This is a genomic window from Litorimonas haliclonae (assembly GCF_965138505.1).
GTDB lineage: Bacteria > Pseudomonadota > Alphaproteobacteria > Caulobacterales > Maricaulaceae > Litorimonas > Litorimonas haliclonae.
In genome coordinates this window covers 538,212-558,993 of sequence record NZ_CBCSCO010000001.1, presented here as the reverse complement: position 1 = coordinate 558,993, position 20,782 = coordinate 538,212, and the positions used below count along the sequence as shown (strand labels likewise).

General features: G+C 48.3%; 25 protein-coding genes. 21 read left to right on the top strand and 4 right to left on the bottom strand.

Going from position 1 to position 20,782, the window contains the following annotated elements; all coding sequences use genetic code 11:
- Positions 1-17 precede the first annotated feature (17 nt).
- The 7 genes from motA (at position 18) to ACNA05_RS02450 (ending at position 6,141) form a co-directional block, all read left to right on the top strand.
- A complete protein-coding gene (gene motA, locus ACNA05_RS02480) occupies positions 18-887 on the top strand; it encodes a flagellar motor stator protein MotA (protein WP_415809796.1) in 870 nt (289 codons plus the stop codon).
- Positions 884-2,806, top strand: a complete 1,923-nt coding sequence (locus tag ACNA05_RS02475) for a hypothetical protein (RefSeq protein ID WP_415809795.1) — start codon at positions 884-886, stop codon at positions 2,804-2,806. The genes motA and ACNA05_RS02475 overlap by 4 nt, the downstream gene beginning before the upstream one ends.
- The gene (locus tag ACNA05_RS02470) at positions 2,799-3,536 is read left to right on the top strand and encodes a flagellar hook-basal body complex protein (RefSeq protein WP_415809794.1); all 738 of its coding nucleotides are present in this window, start codon (positions 2,799-2,801) and stop codon (positions 3,534-3,536) included. The genes ACNA05_RS02475 and ACNA05_RS02470 overlap by 8 nt, the downstream gene beginning before the upstream one ends.
- Positions 3,537-3,572: 36 nt before the next feature.
- Positions 3,573-4,358 (top strand): flagellar basal-body rod protein FlgG, encoded by a 786-nt coding sequence (gene flgG / locus ACNA05_RS02465; protein ID WP_415809793.1) that lies wholly within the window; start codon positions 3,573-3,575, stop codon positions 4,356-4,358.
- A 61-nt stretch (positions 4,359-4,419) separates the two neighbouring features.
- Positions 4,420-4,791, top strand: a complete 372-nt coding sequence (gene flgA / locus ACNA05_RS02460; protein ID WP_415809792.1) for a flagellar basal body P-ring formation chaperone FlgA — start codon at positions 4,420-4,422, stop codon at positions 4,789-4,791.
- The gene (locus tag ACNA05_RS02455) at positions 4,788-5,534 is read left to right on the top strand and encodes a flagellar basal body L-ring protein FlgH (RefSeq protein ID WP_415809791.1); all 747 of its coding nucleotides are present in this window, start codon (positions 4,788-4,790) and stop codon (positions 5,532-5,534) included. Before flgA ends, ACNA05_RS02455 begins: the two co-directional genes overlap by 4 nt.
- A gap of 34 nt (positions 5,535-5,568) precedes the next feature.
- Complete coding sequence (locus ACNA05_RS02450; RefSeq protein ID WP_415809790.1) at positions 5,569-6,141, top strand: hypothetical protein; 573 nt, start codon at positions 5,569-5,571, stop codon at positions 6,139-6,141.
- A gap of 8 nt (positions 6,142-6,149) precedes the next feature.
- Here the strand turns inward: ACNA05_RS02450 and ACNA05_RS02445 are convergent, their stop codons facing one another.
- Entirely contained in the window at positions 6,150-6,572 is a 423-nt protein-coding gene (locus ACNA05_RS02445) for a flagellar hook assembly protein FlgD (protein ID WP_415809789.1), read from the bottom strand.
- 9 nt (positions 6,573-6,581) lie between these two features.
- Entirely contained in the window at positions 6,582-8,021 is a 1,440-nt protein-coding gene (locus ACNA05_RS02440) for a flagellar hook-length control protein FliK (protein WP_415809788.1), read from the bottom strand.
- Between the two features lie 73 nt (positions 8,022-8,094).
- Here ACNA05_RS02440 and ACNA05_RS02435 point away from each other — a divergent pair, with 73 nt between their 5' ends.
- The 6 genes from ACNA05_RS02435 to ACNA05_RS02410 all read left to right on the top strand — a co-directional run bounded on the left by ACNA05_RS02435 (position 8,095) and on the right by ACNA05_RS02410 (position 12,028).
- Positions 8,095-8,448: a hypothetical protein gene (locus tag ACNA05_RS02435; protein ID WP_415809786.1), complete on the top strand. Its 354-nt coding sequence runs from the start codon at positions 8,095-8,097 to the stop codon at positions 8,446-8,448.
- A complete protein-coding gene (locus ACNA05_RS02430) occupies positions 8,435-8,812 on the top strand; it encodes a hypothetical protein (protein WP_415809785.1) in 378 nt (125 codons plus the stop codon). Before ACNA05_RS02435 ends, ACNA05_RS02430 begins: the two co-directional genes overlap by 14 nt.
- A gap of 181 nt (positions 8,813-8,993) precedes the next feature.
- On the top strand, positions 8,994-10,211 hold the full coding sequence (locus ACNA05_RS02425; protein ID WP_415809783.1) for a flagellin N-terminal helical domain-containing protein: 1,218 nt from the start codon (positions 8,994-8,996) through the stop codon (positions 10,209-10,211).
- 84 nt (positions 10,212-10,295) lie between these two features.
- On the top strand, positions 10,296-10,709 hold the full coding sequence (gene flaF, locus ACNA05_RS02420) for a flagellar biosynthesis regulator FlaF (protein WP_415809782.1): 414 nt from the start codon (positions 10,296-10,298) through the stop codon (positions 10,707-10,709).
- 1 nt (position 10,710) lies between these two features.
- The gene (locus ACNA05_RS02415) at positions 10,711-11,181 is read left to right on the top strand and encodes a flagellar biosynthesis repressor FlbT (protein WP_415809781.1); all 471 of its coding nucleotides are present in this window, start codon (positions 10,711-10,713) and stop codon (positions 11,179-11,181) included.
- Position 11,182: 1 nt separating this feature from the next.
- A complete protein-coding gene (locus ACNA05_RS02410) occupies positions 11,183-12,028 on the top strand; it encodes a DUF1217 domain-containing protein (RefSeq protein ID WP_415809780.1) in 846 nt (281 codons plus the stop codon).
- Here the strand turns inward: ACNA05_RS02410 and ACNA05_RS02405 are convergent.
- Entirely contained in the window at positions 12,025-13,365 is a 1,341-nt protein-coding gene (locus ACNA05_RS02405) for a FliI/YscN family ATPase (protein ID WP_415809779.1), read from the bottom strand. The two genes, ACNA05_RS02410 and ACNA05_RS02405, sit on opposite strands and share 4 nt — an antisense overlap.
- Before the next feature lie 114 nt (positions 13,366-13,479).
- On the opposite strand from ACNA05_RS02405, the gene ACNA05_RS02400 reads away from it, so the two are divergent.
- The 8 genes from ACNA05_RS02400 to ACNA05_RS02365 are packed head-to-tail and all read left to right on the top strand — an operon-like array spanning position 13,480 to position 19,283.
- Complete coding sequence (locus ACNA05_RS02400; protein WP_415809778.1) at positions 13,480-13,842, top strand: flagellar basal body protein; 363 nt, start codon at positions 13,480-13,482, stop codon at positions 13,840-13,842.
- Positions 13,843-13,870: 28 nt separating this feature from the next.
- Complete coding sequence (locus ACNA05_RS02395; protein WP_415809777.1) at positions 13,871-14,266, top strand: flagellar basal body rod C-terminal domain-containing protein; 396 nt, start codon at positions 13,871-13,873, stop codon at positions 14,264-14,266.
- A gap of 12 nt (positions 14,267-14,278) precedes the next feature.
- Positions 14,279-14,593 carry a flagellar hook-basal body complex protein FliE gene (gene fliE, locus ACNA05_RS02390; RefSeq protein ID WP_415809776.1) on the top strand — a complete coding sequence of 105 codons (315 nt, stop codon included), beginning with the start codon at positions 14,279-14,281 and terminating at the stop codon, positions 14,591-14,593.
- Complete coding sequence (locus ACNA05_RS02385) at positions 14,593-14,856, top strand: flagellar biosynthetic protein FliQ (protein WP_415809775.1); 264 nt, start codon at positions 14,593-14,595, stop codon at positions 14,854-14,856. Before fliE ends, ACNA05_RS02385 begins: the two co-directional genes overlap by 1 nt.
- A 2-nt stretch (positions 14,857-14,858) precedes the next feature.
- Positions 14,859-16,943: a flagellar biosynthesis protein FlhA gene (locus ACNA05_RS02380; RefSeq protein ID WP_415809774.1), complete on the top strand. Its 2,085-nt coding sequence runs from the start codon at positions 14,859-14,861 to the stop codon at positions 16,941-16,943.
- Positions 16,943-17,725 (top strand): flagellar biosynthetic protein FliR, encoded by a 783-nt coding sequence (locus ACNA05_RS02375; RefSeq protein WP_415809773.1) that lies wholly within the window; start codon positions 16,943-16,945, stop codon positions 17,723-17,725. Before ACNA05_RS02380 ends, ACNA05_RS02375 begins: the two co-directional genes overlap by 1 nt.
- A gap of 8 nt (positions 17,726-17,733) precedes the next feature.
- Positions 17,734-18,831, top strand: a complete 1,098-nt coding sequence (locus tag ACNA05_RS02370) for an EscU/YscU/HrcU family type III secretion system export apparatus switch protein (protein WP_415809772.1) — start codon at positions 17,734-17,736, stop codon at positions 18,829-18,831.
- A complete protein-coding gene (locus ACNA05_RS02365) occupies positions 18,828-19,283 on the top strand; it encodes a hypothetical protein (RefSeq protein ID WP_415809771.1) in 456 nt (151 codons plus the stop codon). Before ACNA05_RS02370 ends, ACNA05_RS02365 begins: the two co-directional genes overlap by 4 nt.
- Before the next feature lie 85 nt (positions 19,284-19,368).
- On the opposite strand, the gene ACNA05_RS02360 is transcribed toward ACNA05_RS02365, so the two are convergent.
- Positions 19,369-20,775 carry an alkaline phosphatase gene (locus ACNA05_RS02360; protein ID WP_415809770.1) on the bottom strand — a complete coding sequence of 469 codons (1,407 nt, stop codon included), beginning with the start codon at positions 20,773-20,775 and terminating at the stop codon, positions 19,369-19,371.
- Positions 20,776-20,782: the final 7 nt, after the last annotated feature.

Below are 20,782 nucleotides of genomic sequence, written 5' to 3'. Positions count from 1 at the left end.
ATGGTAAGGCTCGAATCATGAGCTCCATCTTCGGTATTATTCTAACAGTGATTTGCGTCTTCGGTGGGTACATGCTCGCGGGAGGCAAGCTGGAAATTATTCTGCATTCTCTGCCGTATGAGATGATGATTATCGGCGGGGCTGCCATTGGGGCTTTTGCGTGCGGAAACGACATGCACACCATCAAGTCTACTGGGAAAGACATTCTGGCGGTCTTCAAAGGCCCGAAATGGAAAAAATCAGACTATCAAGACTTGCTCTGCCTGATGCATGAGCTTGTCCGGATTTCAAAAGAAAGCCCGGTTAAAGTTGAAGAGCATATTGAAAACCCGGAAGAGTCCGCTTTATTTCAACAATATCCGCGTATTTTAGCCTCCACACAATTCGTCGAGCTGATCTGCGATACAATTCGCTCCATGCTTATGAACTTTGATGATGTTTATCAGGTCGAAGAGCTTTTGGACAAGCAGCTCGAGGGGATGAAGGAAGAGGCGCTTCACGGCTCGCACGCTTTACAAAACATGGCAGACGCCTTGCCGGCGCTTGGGATTGTCGCGGCTGTTTTGGGCGTAATTAAAACAATGGCGTCAATCGATAAGCCGCCGGAGGTTTTGGGCGGAATGATTGGCGGCGCGCTCGTCGGAACGTTTTTGGGCGTTTTCCTTGCCTATTCCCTCGTCGGCCCCTTTGCAAATAAAGTGAAATCAATCCGGGAGCAGGAGCATTATTTTTATGCTCTAATAAGAGAAGTTCTGGTGTCCAGTCTTCATAAAAATGAAACGCAAATTGCGATTGAGGTGGCGCGCCGTAGCGCTCCGAAACATCAGCGCCCAAGCTTCACCTCGATTGAAGAGGCTTTGAAAGAGCTTAGAAAAGTGGCAGCTTGATGAACAAATCTTGCCTTCATATCCTTTCCAGAAAAACCATAAGAGGGGCCGCTTCAGCGGTCGCCTCATTTTCCGTTTTAAACGGGGCGTTGGCAGGAGCGGACGAAGCGGAAAGAACAACCAGTTTCGGAGCCTACTCCGTTGACTCGGCTTCTGATACTTTGGCCGCGATTTTAAAGGATGCCCAAGAGCAAGGATTTGTTCGCACCAAAACATCTGACACAGAAAAGGTTCAGGAAGCAAAGCCAGTTGAGACGCAGCCTGAAGGTGACGCATTTGAGACAGAGAAAGAGGCAGAGACAGATTTAGCTGTTGAAACAGCCGTGAAAACGACAGTGCCATTTAGCTGTAATGTTGCAGACATACTCGATTTTTCTGACCTGGAAGACGTTAAAAATTATGACGCCTTGTCAGACGCCAAAGCAAACTACAGAGCAGATGGCGAGGGCGGCAAAGCTCTTAATCTTGCTAGGCATTATATCGCCCTTGGTTTAGGCGATGAGGCCATGGAAGTTTTAGCGTCGGATGTTTCGGCAAAAGGAGTGGCCTTAAAACAGGTTGCAAAACTTGTAGCGTTTCCAGAAGTGCGTCCGAAGAATGAAGTCGTTTCGGATTATAAAAATTGTAGCCAAATTGGCTTTCTTTGGGCCTTCTTGGAAAGACCAGAACAACTTCCAGATCCGTTGAGTATGCCGGAAATTAGAGACATGCTCTATGCAATCGATGACTTTCCTGAGGTTTTAAAAGGTCAGCTTTTAGTAACGATCGCCATTGTCGCGGCTGAAAATAATCAGAATGTGTTTGCAGATCATATTTGGAGAAAGCTAGAAAATAGAGCTCGGGAGAACGGAAACGCCCTACCGCAGAACCGAACTTCCGATTTTGATTACCTCTATTTATCTGCTCTTCTTGAGAAGTCGGCGAATCCGGCTCAAGCGACTGCGAAGTTTAAATATTTATCGGAGCGCGGAAGCGTGTATCGGCCGAATGCCGTCAGCTATATCGCTGAGATTAAGTCGCGTGATGGGGAAAAGCTTAGCAAAACTCTGGAAGCAGATCTGAGAGATGTGAGCACGCAGTTAAAAGAGACTTCAGGAGGTCAAGATGCTGCTTTTGAGCTCGTAAAAGGCCAACTTGAACAAGGGCGCATAAGTGACTCCATTCAATCGACACAATCCTTTTTAAAAACAGGTTCCCCTGAATACAAGCTCGCACAGGCGGAGATCGTAGCAGCATTGACCGAGAATTTTGAAAGTGAAAGCCAAGCCGTGCAGTCGACGGCTTTAGATACGTTTTTGCGAGAAACTGACTTTCTTAAATCCGTGCAAACCTGGGAGTCCCTGAAGCTAAGTGCGTTAAAAGCATCGCTGAAGCTTGGCTTGCCGGAATTGGTGACGGCAATTCAAAGCAATGGTGAGGCTGTGAATGCTGATCAAAGACAAAGCCTCGAAAAAGCAAGAGTTCTTTTATCACTAAAGACGAAAACGTATGGCGCCTCAGAATATCAAGCGTCATCACCGCTCAACTTAAAAGGCCTCGAGCCTGAAATTTTAGATTACGCCCTGATGCATTCGGACATGGCTCTGGCTAAGCTCGCTTTAAATGACTTGACAGAGCATGACCGCAAATCGTCCTATGAAATGAATGTCGCATGGCTAGAGCAAAATTGGTCCAAAGCGCAAGATTTGTCCGAGCGTATCAACTCGAAAGTAATTTCAGAAGTAAACTCAGAGAAACAAGGTTCAGAGACGGTGCCTCCCAAAACACGGGGAGACGCGTCAATTTTGCAGGTGCTTTCCAAACCGGCCCTAGGCGCGCCGGCTTTGACGGGCGCGAAGTGGAGAGCGACTCTCTCTTCTCAACTTTCTGATCTGGACGAGCAAATCAAGATTTCGAGAGCGTTTTTAAATCATGGATAATGCTAGCTACGTAAATCTTTCCAGACAGTCAGGTCTGATGAAAGAATTAAATACCATCGCGAACAATATCGCGAATGCCAATACGGTTGGATACAAGAAAGAAGGCGCAATCTTTTCAGAATATGTTGCGGCGGTTGGCTCGCCTGGGGCGGCGGATACGGCGCGCCATTCTCTCTCTATGGGCCGACTGGCGGCTCATTCCAGTAATTTTTCAGACGGCGAAATGCGCTCAACAGGCGGCAGCTTAGATGTGGCCATTCAAGGGGAGGGTTTCTTCTTGGTGGACGTTGACGGGCAAACTCAATTGACCCGCGCTGGGCACTTTATGACGAACGCTGATGGCCTTTTAATTAATCCGGACGGGCATGCTGTTCTTGATGCGGGAGAGGGTGAAATCCAGATTCCTCTGGAAGCGGATAGCATTATAATCTCTCAGGATGGCAGTCTCAGCGCTGGGGGCATTGAATTGGGCCGGTTAGGCCTGGTGACGGCAAATGAAACAGAACTGTCTCGGGCAGGGGGGAATAACTGGATTTCGAATGGCGGTTTCGAGCCATTGGAAACAGGAACTATCCTTCAGGGATATCTTGAAGACAGTAATGTTGAACCGGTCAGCGAAATTGCCCGCATGATTGAGGTTCAACGTCATTATGACGCCGGTCAAAAGCTTCTAGAGATGGAAGATGAGCGGATCAAACAAACGATTTCAACAATAAGGCAAGTTTCTTAAGGTCTGATTTTAGGCCGCAACAAAGGGAGGTTCAGGATGAACGCTCTAAAAATAGCCGCAACAGGAATGGCGGCGCAACAAACCCGGGTCGATGTTATTTCCAATAATATCGCCAATATGAGCACCACGGCGTATCAGCCGAGGGTCGCCGAGTTTGCGGACTTAATTTATCAACAACATCTCACGCCGGGCTCGGTAAGTTCCCAGACAGGAACGATTGTCCCCGCTGGTATTCAGATGGGTATGGGGGTTCGGCCTTCGACGGTTTCTGTAGAGATAGTTCAGGGCGCTTTAAACCCCACGGGCGGCGATCTTGACCTGGCAATTGAAGGGCGCGGCTTCTTTGAAATTAGCCTTCCAAGCGGAGAATCTGCTTATACGCGAGACGGTAAGTTTTACCGCGACGCCGAGGGCTTGATCGTGAATTCCGACGGCTACGCCCTCGCAGACAATATTACAATTCCGAGCGATGCCCGTCAGATTTCCATAAGCTTGGACGGGGAGGTAACAGCCTTTTTCGATAATGCGACAGAAGGGCAATCCATCGGCAGAATCTCCATGTCCGTGTTTGCCAACGCTAAAGGTTTGGAAGCTATGGGCGGCAATCTCTTCCGCGAAACTGCAGGGTCGGGCGCGCCAATTATCGCTGAACCCGGCACTGAAGGTGTCGGTACCATGCGGCAGAAATATCTGGAAGATTCAGGTGTCGACGTTGTTGAAGAGATTTCTGAACTTATCGAAGCTCAGCGTGGGTATGAACTTAATTCGAAAGTCATCACCGCCGCCGATGAAATGTATTCCGCGACGACAAGGATACGATAAGATGAGAGGGCTGATTACAATAACTATTTCCAGTACTTTTGCCTTAATCCCGAGTTTGGCTATGGCCGCCTCGGTCACGGCAAATTCGACCTTGTCACGCGGTACGCAGATTTCCAGTAGCGATATATCTGTTGAAGCTGAGGCGGGTGAAAACCCCCAAGACGTATTATCCTACTATGTCGGTAAAGAGCTAACCCGAACGATTTATAGCGGGGCAGAAATTAGAGATCGCGACGTACAAGAACCGCTTCTCGTAACAAGAAATAGTCCCGTCACAATGATTTACCGGGTTGGACGATTGGAAATTTCAACGAATGGCCGCGCGCTGTCCGAAGGGGCAAAGGGCGACATTGTACGGGTCATGAATATGGATTCACGCAATGCTGTCGAAGGACGCGTGACGGGCGCAGGACTGGTGGAGATGGCTCGATGACATATTCCTATAAAATTCTTGTCGCTAGCGCTTGTGCGGCTGCGCTCATACTTCCGGCCTGCGCGTCCAGCCCGCAAAAGCCAATCAAAACGGCTTTTTCTCCGACGCCCTCTGCGCCTTATTACAATTCTTATAATTCTCCCCCGAAGCCGCAATTGCGCGCCGAAACAACGGGGCATCCGGGGGAAACATCTCTCTGGAGCAGTAGCCCGAAATCTTTATTTGGCGACCGTCGTGCCAGTCAGGTCGGAGATCTCTTGACCGTCCTTGTTGAAATAGAAGACGAGGCGGAAATCAAAAACTCCGAAACCAATACGCGCCAGACCTCTGACAATTTTGGGGTTGGTGCGTTTTTTGGCCTACCGGAAATCATCAATAGAAACTTGCCCAATGGCGCAAGTCTCACGCCGGCGGTCGATATCACCAGAGACAGAAATACGAATGGTGATGGAATGATTAAGCGGGAAGAAACCATTACCCTTCGCTTGGCGGTTCAGGTCGTCGATGTGATGCCCAATGGTTACTTGCAACTTGCCGGACAGCAGCAAATTATGGTCAATAATGAAGTGCGCCAGTTGCAAGTCAGCGGTCTGATCCGGACCGAGGATATCTCCCGTCAAAATATTATTACTTACGACAAAATCGCCGATGCCCGAATTTATTATGGTGGGCAGGGGAACGTCACGGACAGCGTGAAACCACGCGCAGGCAATAAAATATTACAGAAAATCATTCCGTTCTAAGACGGCTTCTTAGAAGTATTTTTTCGAGACATTTATGTTCAAATCCGTTCTTAAGACTTTTATCCTGATCGTCGCTGTTATTGGCGGCGCGGTGGGAGCAAGCTTTGTGAAAAGCTCTATCGGATCTGCTCCTGCGGTCGTTGATAGCGCACACGATAAGACGAAGGATGACCACGGCGATAAGTCTCATAAGAAAGACAAAAAGCAGAAGAAAGACAAAAAGCAGAAGAAAGAGAGTAAGTCGAAAGGCGGTCACGGCGAAGCCGTTAAATCCGATAAAGTCGATTATCTAAAGTTCAAACGACAATTTGTCATTCCGGTCATGAATGATAAAAAAATCGACAGTTTGCTGATCATGAATTTCAATCTTGAGTTAAATGAAGACGCACCATCAGACAGTTTCCAGTTAGAACCAAAATTTCGCGACGCTTTTATGCGCGACCTTCTTGAACTTTCCAACCAGGGGCTCTTCAGCGATGATCTGACATCCCCAAAGACATTTGAAATTATTCGCGAGACATTGCTCGGGTCATCACGCCGTATTCTGGAAGAGGGCGTTGAGAATGTTTTAATTTTGGACATTGTCCGCCGGGACAGCGAGTTATAAATACACTATCAATTTTCCGATTGAGATTGATTGTATAAGTTTTGTGCCAACATTTGTGCAATATCTTCCAAGACCTTATTGCCCTCGGCTTGTAATTCTAAGTTGGAAAAAGTCGCAAGTTGTTCAACGAACTGCGTGGAGTCGAGCGGGGCGAGAGGGTCCTGGTTTTTGATTTGCGCTGTCAAGAGCGTTAAAAACGTATCAAATTCTTCACCTACGGACTGTTGCGGTGTTACGGAGTTATCAGTTTCGTTGCTTGTTTGTGTTGCAGTTGGATCAGTGACTTCAGATCCGTTTTGCTGAATTGTCGTTGTGGGTGACCCCGAAATTTTACTAGTTAAGTCTGACTGCGGCAACGTTGGCGCCCCTTTCCGAAGAATAGAGGAAGGTTTAGTCTGCGTCGTTAGAGCAAAAAGGTCAGGTACATTCATGATTAAATCCTATAATCTAAGGTCTAGCCCGTCGAAACTTTGAACATCCGTGGGCGCGTAACGTAGCGTTGAGGGCAAAGGTGTCGGGTCGTCAGTCAGGGCAGCCATATAGAGCGGCTTAGGCGTGTCTTCATTATCGAAATCTGACTCGTTTTGATCGCTGCCCTGTTCGAAACTCAAGTTTACATTCTCAAGGCCGCTTTCTTTTAAGAACTCCAGAAATTGTTCGCTCCGATCTCGGAGCAATAGGTGGCTCTCAGGGAGTTCAGATTTAACAACCACATTCACGCTGTCATCAGAGTTAAAGATAAAATCTATGTATACGCGTCCCATCTCCGGGGGATCTAATTGAACGGCAACCCCTTTTGCGGTTTCATTCGCAACCAACATGGCTTGGGAGACGGCATTGAAATTCGTTACTATGGCGGCGGGGTTGGCCATGACTATTTGCGCCGCCGGGGCAATTGACGTCGATAGTGTCGGAGACGTCATGGACGTTGTGATTGCCAAGTTCCCTTCAGCTACGGCCGTAGTCTGTGGAAGAAGGGAATGAGATAAATTCTGTGTCGCTTGTCCTGAGAAATTCATTTGTCCAAAGGCTTTGAATTCAGCTCGTTTTTTAAGAACGTCATCGATAGAGTCTGCTTCGACCAGATTGGTAGGCTCTTTTAGAGCCGACGATGTATCGACATCAGATATAGTGGATGAAGGTATAGTGGCTGACTTTTGGCTTCTTCTTAGATCGGCCGCAGGAGTATCCCGGCCCTTGGTTTTTAGGGCCTGTAAATTAGGGGTGTCTTTTTCAGCTATTTTGTGAGCTAGTTTCTGGTCTTTGGGAATGTCCACGTCTGTTTGAGGGGATACATCCTTCGGCTTTGCGCCCTGACCTTCCAGAGCCGCATTGGAGGATGTTATATTTGAGTTGGTACCAGTCAGTCCAAATGTAGTTTTTGCTTCCTTATCCGCCAATACCTTCGATGGCAGATCGGCATCATCTTGATTAGTGACGGTAATCTTAGAATCTACCAGAATGGTATTCGCGGCTTTAGCAGATGTTTCTACCTGTTGTGAGGTTGAAACGTCTGAGCCTGTCGACAAGTGTCCAGGTGAAGATGATGTTGAGCCTTTAGAGGTTAGTATCGCTGTCTCACGATTTTCATTCGAAGCAATAGCGGCCACCAGAACCGTGTCGTCTTTGTTAGTCTCTATTTTTGGAGTCTCAGTAATTACATCTCGGTCAGATGTTTTTATCGGATCTGTATTGGATATATCTGCATCTTTCTCTGTATTTGAAGAGGCGGCTTCAAAGCTGTCAGAAAAATCCGTTTGTGTCTCTTTATTGTCGGGGGAACGAAGACGCGCCTTCTCATCCTCCGCCGGAGCAGAGGGGAATTCAACTTTTTTATCCCCGCTTCCTGCTGGGGACAGACTGAGAGACAGAGCCTGCATACCCAATGCGTATACAAATATAATTAACCAACAATTTACGGGTCATGGATTAGAGCCGAAAAGAGAGGAAATTATGTCTACTTTTGAATCCATCCCTTTAATGACGCAGGCGCAAGCGCTTGATCCCGCGAGGTTTGCGGAGAACAGCGCAAGTGCAGATAGTGCGAAAGAAGCGGATTTGAGAGCGGCAGCCAAAGATTTCGAAGCGGCCTTCATCGGCCAAATGCTCAAATTCTCCGGCTTAGGAGACGCTTTAGTAAAAGGCGGCGGCGAGGATGTCGCGGCCTTTACCGATTTTTACATAGAAAAATTTGCGGAAGAACTGGCCGAAGGCGGCGGCTTTGGGCTTCAGGATAAATTTTATCAAAAGCTAAGCTTGCAAAGTAACGGCACGGATATGAATGGAACGCTCAATGTCAAATCTTGATGAAATTATCCAAAAACTTAGAGACGTCGTAGAGTTCGAAAATGCACATTTAAAAAAAGGGCAGTTTCGACCTTTGAAAGAGACGACTGAGGTAAAGCAGAAATGTTTGACTGAGCTGAATGTTTTGGTGTCTCAGAATTCATCAGGTGAAGAGGGGGTAAAGCGGTCTACCCATCTGGAGATCATTCGGGAGCTTCTAAAGGAAAACGAATTTCTCATGAAATCCGCAATCAATACGGTGAAGTCTGCTTATCAGCAAATCAATGCTATTCGTAACCGCGAAGCCAAGGTCGGGGCATATGACCGGTTCGGAAAAACAATCAATTTGCCGGATTCGCAAGGCCTCAGAAAAAAACTGGTTTGATTTACATTTAATTATCGTTTGGGGTGTATCCCGAAATAGCAACTCAGGAGAGTTTATCTTTCAGAAACCAAAAGGTTCATAAAGATTGTCAAGGATGACTTAGGTGTCCCGTGAGGGACGTAACAATTGGGGCTGATGCCCAAAGGTATAAGCCCGAATGGGTGAAAAAAAGGAAAAACCTATGTCCAGTATTCTAACAAACAATAGCGCGATGGTGGCGCTAGATACACTTCGCGGTATCAACAAAAATCTTGCCTCTGTTCAGAGCGAAATTTCCACCGGTAAGAAAATCAATTCTTCAACAGACAACGCCGCTATCTGGTCAATCGCGACTGTTATGCAGTCCGACGTTGAAAGCTATTCACAGCTTACAGATAGTTTGAACTTGGGTTCAGCGACTGTCGGTACAGCTCGCGATGCCGCAAATGAAGTTACTGAACTTCTGAAAAGCGCCAAGAGCGCTATTGTTGCCGCGAATGACGCATCTGTTACCGATGCTGACCGCGCTAAATATCAAACCGACCTAAACGAATTTCGTGAAGGTATTGCGTCTATCGTTGATGCAGCGTCTATCAACGGTCAAAATCTTTTGAAAGCCGGCGACGACATTTCTGTTCTCTCTTCCTTGAACCGCGATACTGACGGTAACGTTACTCCAGGGACAATTGGGGTTGCGCGTCAGGATTTGACGACTGGCGACGCGATCACTGGTGGTTCAGTTTCGAACTCAGATCCTACAGGCGCTACGCTTTCCAATGGAACAGTCGCTGAAAACGGTGGAACGCAGACAATCACAATTGCAAGCGGTACGACTGAGAGCGCGACTACATATGAATTCACAGTTGCTGGCGAGGACGTGAGCTACGAAGCTGCTGCTGGTCTTGATCAAGACGCCATTGCAGCGGGTATGAAAGTCGCTGTTGATGCAGCTATTGCTGATGCTGGTTTGTCAGGGACTTTGACAACGGGTGTTTCTGGCGGAGTATTAACTTTCACCAACAGTGCAGCGGCAAATGGCAATGCAAATGACGTGACTGTCGGAGCGATTACAGCAACGAGTGCCAGCGTCGCAGCGGGTGGACTAAACGCATTGGCAGATTTGGATATCTCAACGACTGACGGTGCCTCAACAGCTCTGAACACAATTGATACACTGTTACAGACGGCAATTGATGCAACAGCCTTTTTTGGTTCGAAACAAAACCGTATCGACAACCAAAACGAGTTTGTTACGACACTATCTGACAGCTTGAAAACAGGCATTGGCGCCTTGACTGATGCCAATCTCGAAGAAGCCTCTGCGCGTCTTCAGTCTCTACAGGTTCAGCAGCAGCTTGGTGTTCAGGCTCTATCGATTGCTAACCAGGCACCTCAATCACTTCTGGCCCTCTTCCAGTAGGAGTATCCAGTTTATAAATACAGCCAAAGCGGTTTTACTGCTTTGGCACCCTAATATTCCCAAAGTATTTGAGAAGTTAAACGTATGGATCAGAAACAAAATGCACTCCGCGGATATGGCCAGGTAAAACGCCAGACCGCATCTGACAAACATATTGAGTTGCAACTCTTCTCCTCCGTTACAGGCCGTCTCCGCGCCCAAGCCCAGAAAAACTTGAACAGATTAGATGGAGAGATGGCGGAAGCTATCCTCGCAAATGCGAAACTCTGGAACGTTCTTTTTTGTGATCTGGTTGGCCCAGAAAACAAATTGACGGCAGACCTGAAAAACAATCTTATATCCCTCGCCGAATTTACCCAGTCGCACACCCAGCGGGTTCTGCGTGGGCAAGCGGGCATAGACATCCTTATTGAAATTAACTCCGCTGTGATCGAAGGCTTAAGAACGGCCATAAAGGCGCCTTTAAGCGGTTCTGAAGTTGCAAGAGAGGTTGCTTAAAATGTCGGGACTCGTCATCAGTTTGAAGCCAAATGAAAAATTTCTTGTCAATGGAGCGCTCTTGATGAACGGTTCCAAGCGGTCGCAAATTTGTTTGCCCGATGACGACGTTTATGTGTTGCGCCTAAGCGACGCCCTTCACCCGAACGAAGTAAATTCTCCCGTTCGTCGGGTTTATTACGCCGTTCAGTTAATTCTCTCGGGCGATAATGACGCAATAAAAATTGAAGAAGATGTCCGTTCTGGTCTGCTAGCTCTAGAAGCGGTTTTTGAAGGCACTCCGCTGAGTGAGACACTAGAAAAGGCCAAGATTGCCTTTCTTAAAGGGCACTTCTATTCCGTTCTGAATAATTTAAAATCCCTCTTTCCTATTGAAGACGCAATGCTGAATGCGGTCTCTGATCCGTCAAAAATCACTGAAGAATTTAACGAAGCAGATGGTTCTCCAGCCTTGATGGCGCGCGCGAGCTGACATGGCCTTCACTCCTGTCATTCCGAATGGCGGATTGGCCGGATGGTCATTTCTGCAACGGACAATGGACCGACAGGAAGAAGTCTTTGCCAAATCGCCCGATATAGCGCGCGATATCGAATACTTCCAAAAGAATATCCAAAATATCAAAACGCTAGATGACTTGATGCAAGACCGAAAGGTGTTGAAAGTTGCATTGGGCGCTTTTGGTCTTGGCGAGGAAATATCTAAAGGGGCTTTCGTTCGAAAAATTATCGAGGAGGGTACGACTGAGCGGAGTAGTTTTGCTAATCGTTTGAATAACCCTGATTATATTGAACTCGCTGAGACATTCAATTTCGAAGCAGGCGCGCTTGCTCTTTCCAATGCTGATATAGAAAAAATTTCGAGCCAGTATCAACGTCAAAATTTCGAGATAGAAGTCGGGAATGTTGATGAGACCATGCGTCTCGCCCTGAATTTTCAAAGGGAAATACAGGACTTCGTTGGACAGGGGTTGAGCGAAAACGCCGGATGGTTCCGGTTAATGGGGTCTGTCCCTATAAAAACTGTCTTGGAGGGCGCTTTTGGCCTTCCTCAAGAGTTTTCAGCCTTAGATGTAGACAAACAAAAGGAAATTTTGTCGGATAAGGCGCAACAAGCGTTTGGAGGAAAGTCTATTGAGGTTTTTAGTGACCAAGCGGCCGTGGATAAAGTCACAAAAGATTTTCTGTTGCGTGAACAAATCAATGCCGGTCCATCGCAGTCCACGCCAGGGTTTGCCGCTTTGTCAATATTAGGTCAGTCTAATTCAGGGTCTGGCGTTGGAACGTCTGGCCTGTTTAATTTGCTTCTCTCCAACGGTTAAGTCTCAGAACCAGCCTCCGGTCGAGGAGCAGGGCCGAGAACTTTGCTAAGCTTTTCAAAAGCGGCTTCAATCGGGAGAACTTCTTCTGTTCCGATAAAGGCGTCTAGCTCTGGATAGGCCGCAATCGCCATGTCCAGTTTTGGATCTGTACCGCTGACATATAGCCCAGCCTGAATAATCGGTTCTGCTTCTTCATAGCGCATAATATATTCCCGCGCTGTCTGAAGCGTTCTATTTTCTTCGGGGCTTGCCGCGTCGGGAAGGGAGCGGGAGACACTTCGCCGAATATCGAAAGCCGGATATCGTCCCCGTTCCGCAATCTCCCGGGACAGAATGACATGACCGTCTAATATACCCCGAACCATATCGGCGACGGGTTCTTCCATATTCGATCCAGCCACAAGCACGCTAAAAACGGCTGTGATGTCGCCGCTATTGTCGAGACCGGGGCCAGAGCGTTCGCATAAAGCGGCCAAGGCGCGAAAAGTAGACGGAGGAAAGGCTTTCAGGGCCGGAACTTCGCCGGCATTTAGAGCAATTGTTCTGTGCGCTTCGGCGTATCGGGTGAGGGAGTCGAAGAGAAACAATACCTGCTTGCCTTCATCTCTGAAGTGTTCGGCCGTAGAAATCGCAAGCTGAGCCGTCCTTAGCTTAATAGCGGCAGACATGTCGGAGGTGGCCACAAAAACGATGGATTTTTTCATTCCTTCGGGTCCCATCACCTTTTCAACAAAGTGCCGAACTTCGCGGCCCCTCTCGCCAATGAGAGCAATGATAGTGACGTCAGCATTATTGGACCGTGCGATAGTGCCTAATAGGGTGGATTTGCCGACCCCAGAGCCAGCGAAAAGCCCAGTCCGCTGTCCCTGACAGAGCGGCAAAAACGTATCAATCGCCGCGACGCCTGTATTAAGTCTTGGTCCAAGAGCTTTTCGCAAAATAGCAGAGGGCGGAAGCGCGTCGAGCTTGGCTCTCTTTGCGCCGCTATTTGGCGTCGTTCCGTCAATACAGCGCCCTTCATAATCAAGAATTTTTCCGATCCAGTCCGCAGAAGGGTAATGTTGGGTTGGTTGAATATGTTCAACCCGTTGGCCAATTCTAACATCCGCCGTCGTTGTATAAAGGGTGGCCATAGCGCGGGTGTTCTCAAGAGCTATTACTTCACCTCTGATCTTTGCGCCATCCGACTTTTCAATTTCAATTAAGGCGCCTTGTCCCAATCGATGATTTAGGCCGCTCACATGAACAGATTGGTCCGTGACTTTTTCAACGCGTCCGAAATAACGCGTGGGGGCGGGAATGTCCGCTTGGGCGAATCCGTCTTCAAGGTAAGTCATAGGTGCAGATATGGTGAATAAAGTTAATATATGGTTCGTGTTTGTTAACTTCTCGTTCAACTCTCTGATGTACGCCTTAACTTATGGTAAACCATAGACAAGGATTGTCGGGCCATGATGAAGAATACAAATTTACAGAACCTCGTTTCCGCGATGGCCTCTCACGCTGCGCAGCGTCACGCCGTTGTTGCCGAAAATATCGCGAATTCTGACACCCCAGGATATAAAGCCAAAGACCTTCAAGCTTTCAGCGAAGTCTTTCACGAAACGCAAATGGGTGCGAAGCCTATTGAGTCCGGCCAGTTCAAGGTCGTTGAGTCTAGTATGGGCGATGCATCTTCGCCTAATGGCAACTCTGTGTCACTTGAAGAACAAATGATGAAATCAGCCGAGACGCAGAATGATCATGCCCTCGCCCTGATGCTTTACCGAAAATCCCTTTCAATGATGAAAATGGCCGTGGGTAAGAACCTATAATTTAGCTGTAAAATGAGGACGCTCCAGGATGGACAACTCAATTTCAAAATCAATGGCCGCTGCCTCCAGCGGGATGAATGTGCAGTCTTTCCGATTGCGCATTGCCAGTGAAAACCTCTCCAATACCGATACGCATGGTTATCACCGTAAACAGGTGAATTTCGCGACTGAAATGGACCGCGTAAATGATATGGCCCGTGTGACGATCGGCGATGTCAGCTTGGATAATAGTGAAGGCGCTCAAATCTTTGACCCGGCTAGTCCCTTGGCGGATGAAAATGGGATGGTGATGTCTTCGAACGTCGATATGATGGTTGAACTCGCGGATGCGCGCGAAGCGGGCCGAAGCTATGAAGCCAATCTCTCCACCTTTCGTCAAGCCACTCAAATGTATCGCAGTCTCATAGACTTGCTTCGAAACTAATAGGAGCGTTTCATGGAACCGACTTCCCTCGGCGCGATGCGCCAATACCAAATTGCCAGACAAGCCCTTTCCCCCAACTCAAAACCCGCAGAGATGGGCGCCAAAGAAGCAGGCTCGGCGACAGGAGCTGTAGCAGAAAGCGCTAAAGAGTTTGCCGAAGTTTTCCAAAATGTCGAGAAGACGACGGAAGCTATGGCCTCCGGGCAAGCAGATGCTCACTCAGTTGTTCAGGCCATGGCGAATGCGGAAGTGGCATTGGAAACAGCCGTGACTATACGAAATCGCGTGGTGGAAGCTTACCAAGAACTTCTGCGTATGCCTGTCTAATGAGCGAGACGGAAATCCTTTCCATTATGCGCGAGTTCTTCTGGAGCGCCGCGCTTATGTCTTTGCCTCTACTAGGAACGGCTTTGCTGGTTGGCTTGGCAGTTGGCTTGTTGCAGGCTTTGACATCTATTCAGGAAATGACTCTTACATTCGTCCCTAAGCTCGGCGCGATGTTGATTGTTTTTATTGCAACAGCGGGGTTCATGGCCCGAATGTGCATCCATCTATTTGACTCTGTCGTTATACCAGCGATCGCCGGATAAATATGCCAAAATCTCTGGGGGAATTGATAAAAAATCCGACCGTCTTCTTAGCCATCGGTCTGATGTTCATCATTGTCATGATGGTCCTGCCCATGCCGTCATGGGTTTTGGATGTCGGACTCTCGGCCTCCTTTGCTTTCGCGATTTTGATTTTTACAATCACGCTTTTTATTGAGCGCCCGCTGGATTTCAGCTCTTTCCCATCTGTGCTTTTGGCGGCTTTGCTCCTACGCCTGTCTTTAAATATTTCTTCGACCAAGCTTATCATCGGGGAGGGCCATACGGGCCCGGACGCGGCGGGCGGGGTGATCGAAGGTTTCGCTATGTTTGTTATGGGCGGTAATATCTTTATTGGCCTTATCGTTTTCTCCGTCCTCGTTATTGTAAACTTTATGGTCATCGCCAAAGGCGCCGGCCGCATGGCCGAGGTCGGCGCGCGTTTTGCTCTCGACGCGATGCCGGGCAAACAAATGGCAATTGATGCGGATTTGGCAGCTGGCGCTATATCTCACGCCGAGGCCGCTCAAAGACGTGTGACGGAACAAGAAGAAACAGCGTTCCTAGGGTCATTGGATGGCGTGTCGAAATTTATGAAAGGCGACGCCGTTGCCGGGATTTTAATCACGCTTTTGAATTTGATTGCGGGCATTGGTATCGGAGTGGGCGTCCACAATATCTCCTTTAGCGAAGCGATTAAAAATTACTCTGTCTTGACTGTGGGAGACGGCCTCGTTTCCCAAATCCCTGCAGTGATTATCTCAATTGCGGCAGGTCTACTTTTGTCCAAAGGACGCGGCGAAGGTACGGTAGATTTCGCCTTGTTCAAACAATTCGGCCAATACCCTGCGGCCATCAGCGCCGTTGCTGGAATTATGTTGATATTTGCGTTTTTCCCGGGGCTTCCGTTTCTGCCCTTCATAGGCGGGGCAGCTATTCTTTCTGTAGTCGCCTATTTTTCCTATGTTCGGCAAAAAGCCGAGGCAGAAAAACCAGCGGAGACGGAAGATGCCGTCACAGAGATTCCTGAAGAGCAAAAGCTAGGAGACGCATTGGACCTTGATGAAATCAGCGTCGAACTGGCTCCAAATATCGTGCCCAACGTTATGAATGAAGAGTTTGGCTTTGACCAAAGAGTACAAAAAATCAGAAAATTCGTGGCTAAAGAGTTCGGGTTTGTTCTGCCGTCAATTCGACTAACGGATAACGCCTTGCTGCCAGACGACGTTTATAAGATAAAGATTCAAGGCACGGAAATTGCGACCCAAAGCCTCAAATCTAAAAAACTTTTGGCGCTAATTGACCCGGAAGATCATCCGCACATTCCTGGTGAGAACACCAAGGAACCCGTTTTTCAGGCGCCTGCGCGATGGATTGATAAAGATTATGAAGATGAGCTGATGATGTTAGGCGTAACTGTCATCGCCCCCATTGAAGTCCTCGCTACGCACTTGTTGGAAATCATACAGGATAACTTCACCAAACTGCTCACTCGCCGCACTCTACGCAAAACACTGGATACATTTAAAAATGTGAGCGATGCAGGTCGGGCAGAATCTAATAAGAAAATTATTGAAGAGTTTATTCCCGATAAAGTGCCGTTGGATTTATTCCAAGGCGTTTGCCGCCTCCTTCTGGAGGAGCGGATCTCCATTCGGAATATCCCACTCATTCTAGAAACTATTGCCGAAGGCAAAACAGTAATAAATAACACAGAACAATTGGCGGATTTTGTGCGTCATAGAATGAGTTACCAATTTGTCTCCAAACTACGCGATGAAAGCGGCCGTCTTCCCTTAATTCAAATTGGCCCGGATTGGGAAACCCAATTTTCGGCAAGTGAAACAACAGACGAAAGTGGCCGCCGGGATGTGGCTCTGCCTCCCGACGAATTTAACCGCTTAGCCGGGAGTGTGCGTAAGGAATTAGATAAGTCTGCAAGACAAGGCGTTTACGCCGCTATTGCGACCACATCCAAGCGCCGACGGTTTATCCGGTCCGTATTGAACGCCAAGGGCGTGCGAAACCCTGTCGTGGCTTATGAGGAGATCGGGACGACAGAACGTCCTGCCATAATGGGCGTCGCCTGATGGAATTTCTGGATGGCTTCACGGCTATCATAGCGCCCTATATGGATTCGCTTTTCGCGATCATGGCCGTCTTTACGCGCATGTCGGTTTTTATGTTCTTGGTGCCGACAATCGGAGAGCGCACTATCACGCCTCGGGTCAGGCTTGGGCTGGCGCTCATGCTGACCTGGCTCATGCTCCCAGTCGTGGTGACACAGCCAGTACCGATAACGCAGCTCTCGGACGCCACAGCTCTTATAGCCAAAGAAGCTGTGTTCGGCTTCTTTTTCGGGTTTGCACTTCGCCTCATGGTGATTGGCCTGCAGGTTGTCGGGAATATCATTTCTCAGGCGATGTCTATTTCTCAGCCTCTCGGGGAGGGGATTGCGACAGAGCCGAATACGACATTAAGTAACTTCTTCATGTTGGCTGGGGTGACGTTACTGATTACGATGAATTTTCATATTGAAGCTTTCTCAATTCTTATCCGCTCTTATGATGTTTTCCCGTTGGGGGCAGTCCCTGACTTTAACAACTTTGCCTATGAATTAACGGATAAAGCGGTGAACCTCTTCCGCTGGAGCTTGTCTCTGGCCTTCCCTTTTATCCTTTTGAATTTTATCTATAATTTACTGTTGGGATTCGTGAATCGCGCCATGCCGCAATTACTCGTTTCATTCGTCGGTATGCCGGCCATTCTGGGTATAGGACTTTTGCTATTGGCTTTTTCTGTCGTAACCATTTTGACTCTTTGGGCGGGCATAGCCCAAACCGAATCCGTCAGTTTTGAATTCGCGGGTTAGGGGGCTTCATGAGCGAGAATGAAGAGTCAGGCGCCGAAGAAAAGAGTTTTGACGCCTCGGAAACCAAGGTTCGGAAAACCCGTGAAAAAGGAGATACGCCACAATCAACCGAGGCCAATACGCTCATGCTGTATATCGGTCTCGCTGTGGCGATTGTTATTTTTGGGAAAGCTATTGCTACGAACGCTCTGGTTTCGCTCTCGAGTATGTTGGAACACCCTAATGATATGGGAAATGCTTTGCTGAATTCTCAATCTGCGAGGTTTGGCCAAAACGGCGCGTCTGAGTTTTTGTGGAAGCCTATTCTCGCTCTCGGCCCGGTATTTATGCTCCTCATTCTGGCGATTGTTGTTTCTCTGGTTCTTCAGCGAGCCGTTGTTTTCGCGCCGTCAAAGATTAAGCCTAAACTGTCCCGTTTGTCCCCAATCTCGAATGCTAAACAGAAATATGGCACGACGGGAATGGTTGAGTTTGGAAAACGCTTCTTCAAACTGGCCTTCATTGCGTCGGTTGCAATGTTCTTCTTTTTCACTTTGTTGAAAGAGCTGCCCGGCATGAGCGCTATTTCGCCTGCCTTGATTATACCGGAAATGAATAAAGCGGCCCTGCAACTTATTACTTTCATGATTATCGCTTTGGGCCTTATCGCACTGGTCGACCTGCCTTATGCGTGGTTCGCGCATATGAAAAAGCTCCGGATGACCTTCAAAGAGATCAAGGACGAGAATAAAGAAAGCGAAGGTGACCCGCATTTAAAAGGGGAGCGTCGTCGCCGAGCACTTGCCCTCTCGCAAGCTACCATGATTAATGATGTGGCTAAGGCGGATGTCATTATCGTCAACCCGACGCATTATGCGGTTGCGTTGAAATGGGAGCGTGAACAAAAGACCGTTCCTGTTCTATTGGCAAAAGGCGTGGATGAGCTCGCGTTCAGGATTCGAAAGAAAGCTGATGAGAATAACATTCCAATCCATTCTGACCCGCCTTGTGCTCGATCAATTTATGCGGGCGTAGAAGTCGGCGACGTCATTAAGCCAGAGCACTACGCTGCGGTCGCCGCCTCTATTCACTTTGCGGATAGTTTGAAACGCAAGGGATATGAATGATGGGCGATAAGATCGAAGTACTGCTGAAATTAAATAATATCATGAAGCAACAAGCAGAAAAAAAACTTGCGAATGTGATGTTCGCGTCGAAAAAGGTTTCCGATAACATTGCAAGCATTCGAGCAGGTCTGGAGCGCAATCACCGCTCCCTTTTCGATGGATCTGAAAATTCCTCTGTTCACTCAGATGTGATGGTATTCGAGCAATGGAAAGCGGCGCAGATGAAACGAATTTCTGTTCTTCAATCGGATTTACAGCAAATTGAAGTGCTGAAAAAGACTTTGGTAGAGGACGTAAAATCACAGACTGTACGCAGAAATGTGCTTTTATCTCAACAGGATGCGATCCGGAAAAAAGCCTTGGCTGAGAAAGATGAAATCGAAGCCGAGCGCAATCTTGAAGGCTGGCTGAACCAAAATAGGTTCGCCGGCAATGTTTCGTCTCTAGACTAAAAACGAGCTGAGATTCCTTGAGCCACAAATGAAAAAGGATGAGACTTCCGTCCCATCCTGAGGTCGTCGGATCTAATTGTAGGACCTAAAAGCCCATAGCTTCACGCATAATGTGGTAAATTACGTTTTGTTCCATGACGCCTGAGACCAGATCAGATGACGGCCCAATGGCGAAAACAGGGACGTCTTCGCCGGCGTGGGTTTCGCTGTGGCGTTGTTCCCCATTACTCACATAACCAGTTGGAATAGCCGCTTTTTGCACAATGACTTCGCCTGGTTGTGTTTCCGGGTTTCGAACGCCCTCAACGGCGCCGGGTCCATTTTGATACCCGAGTGTCGTATAAGGCTGACCATCAGTGCCTAGGATATGTTTGCCGTTCGGATGACCCTTATCATCATTGCCTTTTACAGCATCCAAAATCGGATTTCCGCGTGTTGGATAGCCTGCAATGGTGAAAACATGGCTGTGATCCGCCGTAACAATTATAAGTGTTTCGGACAGATCAACTTTCGAAAGTGCCGCGGCAATAGCTTCGTCAAACGCAACGCCTTCATCCAGGGCCAGTTCCGCCCTGCCGGCATGGTGACCGTGGTCAATGCGCCCGCCTTCGACCATGAGGAAATAACCGTTGTCCTCGGCTTCCAGTCGGTCAATTGCTTTCACGGCCATATCAGCGATTGAGGGTTCTTGGTTGGTTTCGTCTTTGGCGCGCACGAATTCCATATGGCTGTCCGAAAAAAGCCCCAGTAAAGGAAGTTTAGTTTGAGCGGTTACTTGACTAAGCGCGGCTTTATCTTCGACGAAGGTTCCGCCCACCCTTTGTTCAACACCGGTTTCAAATTTCCGTTTTCCGCCCCCTAAAGCGATGTCGAGGCGCCCAGAGGTGAGGGCAGTTTCCATCTGAGCGGCAATGGGTTTGCAACCTTCATTGCGAGCGACCTCAGGTAAATCCCCTAGACCTTCCCAATCCCGGTTGGGCGAGTTAGAATAAGTCGCCGCAGGCGTGGCATGAGTTAGGCGAGCCGTTGAAACTACGCCCGTTGCATAACCTTGATCTGCCGCCTGAAGTAAAAAATTGTCCAATGGTGCGGAGAGTGAACCCGCGCAATCATTTCGGTCCACGTCAGAGGAGACATTAATCACCCCTGCCTTGGTTTTCTGGCCTGTCATAAAGGCTGTCGCTGTTCCGGCTGAATCGGAGACTTGTTGATTTGTATTATACGTCTTTGAAAGGGCAGTATGGGGAAGGCTTTCCATGGAGAGAATGTGCTCCTCACCAGATTGGCCCAGTTTCTGTCCCGCATGTATGCGAATAGCCGTGACGGTGGAGACGCCCATCCCGTCTCCAACAAACAGAATAATGTTCTTGGCGCGCCTTTGTGCTTTAGGTTGATTCAGGCGATTCTGAACAGCCAAGTGGCCCATTTCAAAACTGCCCTGTTCTCCAGGATATTGAGTTGTCGGAACGGTGATAGGTTCCGAAGGCTGCATTGGTGCT

Excerpts from the sequence above, each read along its gene's own strand:
- motA (WP_415809796.1), top strand. The coding sequence starts at position 18 with ATGAGCTCCATCTTCGGTATTATTCTAACAGTGATTTGCGTCTTCGGT.
- ACNA05_RS02470 (WP_415809794.1), top strand. The coding sequence starts at position 2,799 with ATGGATAATGCTAGCTACGTAAATCTTTCCAGACAGTCAGGTCTGATG.
- flgG (WP_415809793.1), top strand. The coding sequence starts at position 3,573 with ATGAACGCTCTAAAAATAGCCGCAACAGGAATGGCGGCGCAACAAACC.
- flgA (WP_415809792.1), top strand. The coding sequence starts at position 4,420 with ATGGCCGCCTCGGTCACGGCAAATTCGACCTTGTCACGCGGTACGCAG.
- ACNA05_RS02455 (WP_415809791.1), top strand. The coding sequence starts at position 4,788 with ATGACATATTCCTATAAAATTCTTGTCGCTAGCGCTTGTGCGGCTGCG.
- ACNA05_RS02450 (WP_415809790.1), top strand. The coding sequence starts at position 5,569 with ATGTTCAAATCCGTTCTTAAGACTTTTATCCTGATCGTCGCTGTTATT.
- ACNA05_RS02445 (WP_415809789.1), bottom strand. The coding sequence starts at position 6,572 with ATGAATGTACCTGACCTTTTTGCTCTAACGACGCAGACTAAACCTTCC.
- ACNA05_RS02440 (WP_415809788.1), bottom strand. The coding sequence starts at position 8,021 with ATGCAGGCTCTGTCTCTCAGTCTGTCCCCAGCAGGAAGCGGGGATAAA.
- ACNA05_RS02435 (WP_415809786.1), top strand. The coding sequence starts at position 8,095 with ATGTCTACTTTTGAATCCATCCCTTTAATGACGCAGGCGCAAGCGCTT.
- ACNA05_RS02430 (WP_415809785.1), top strand. The coding sequence starts at position 8,435 with ATGTCAAATCTTGATGAAATTATCCAAAAACTTAGAGACGTCGTAGAG.
- ACNA05_RS02425 (WP_415809783.1), top strand. The coding sequence starts at position 8,994 with ATGTCCAGTATTCTAACAAACAATAGCGCGATGGTGGCGCTAGATACA.
- flaF (WP_415809782.1), top strand. The coding sequence starts at position 10,296 with ATGGATCAGAAACAAAATGCACTCCGCGGATATGGCCAGGTAAAACGC.
- ACNA05_RS02415 (WP_415809781.1), top strand. The coding sequence starts at position 10,711 with ATGTCGGGACTCGTCATCAGTTTGAAGCCAAATGAAAAATTTCTTGTC.
- ACNA05_RS02410 (WP_415809780.1), top strand. The coding sequence starts at position 11,183 with ATGGCCTTCACTCCTGTCATTCCGAATGGCGGATTGGCCGGATGGTCA.
- ACNA05_RS02405 (WP_415809779.1), bottom strand. The coding sequence starts at position 13,365 with ATGACTTACCTTGAAGACGGATTCGCCCAAGCGGACATTCCCGCCCCC.
- ACNA05_RS02400 (WP_415809778.1), top strand. The coding sequence starts at position 13,480 with ATGATGAAGAATACAAATTTACAGAACCTCGTTTCCGCGATGGCCTCT.
- ACNA05_RS02395 (WP_415809777.1), top strand. The coding sequence starts at position 13,871 with ATGGACAACTCAATTTCAAAATCAATGGCCGCTGCCTCCAGCGGGATG.
- fliE (WP_415809776.1), top strand. The coding sequence starts at position 14,279 with ATGGAACCGACTTCCCTCGGCGCGATGCGCCAATACCAAATTGCCAGA.
- ACNA05_RS02385 (WP_415809775.1), top strand. The coding sequence starts at position 14,593 with ATGAGCGAGACGGAAATCCTTTCCATTATGCGCGAGTTCTTCTGGAGC.
- ACNA05_RS02380 (WP_415809774.1), top strand. The coding sequence starts at position 14,859 with ATGCCAAAATCTCTGGGGGAATTGATAAAAAATCCGACCGTCTTCTTA.
- ACNA05_RS02375 (WP_415809773.1), top strand. The coding sequence starts at position 16,943 with ATGGAATTTCTGGATGGCTTCACGGCTATCATAGCGCCCTATATGGAT.
- ACNA05_RS02370 (WP_415809772.1), top strand. The coding sequence starts at position 17,734 with ATGAGCGAGAATGAAGAGTCAGGCGCCGAAGAAAAGAGTTTTGACGCC.
- ACNA05_RS02365 (WP_415809771.1), top strand. The coding sequence starts at position 18,828 with ATGATGGGCGATAAGATCGAAGTACTGCTGAAATTAAATAATATCATG.
- ACNA05_RS02360 (WP_415809770.1), bottom strand. The coding sequence starts at position 20,775 with ATGCAGCCTTCGGAACCTATCACCGTTCCGACAACTCAATATCCTGGA.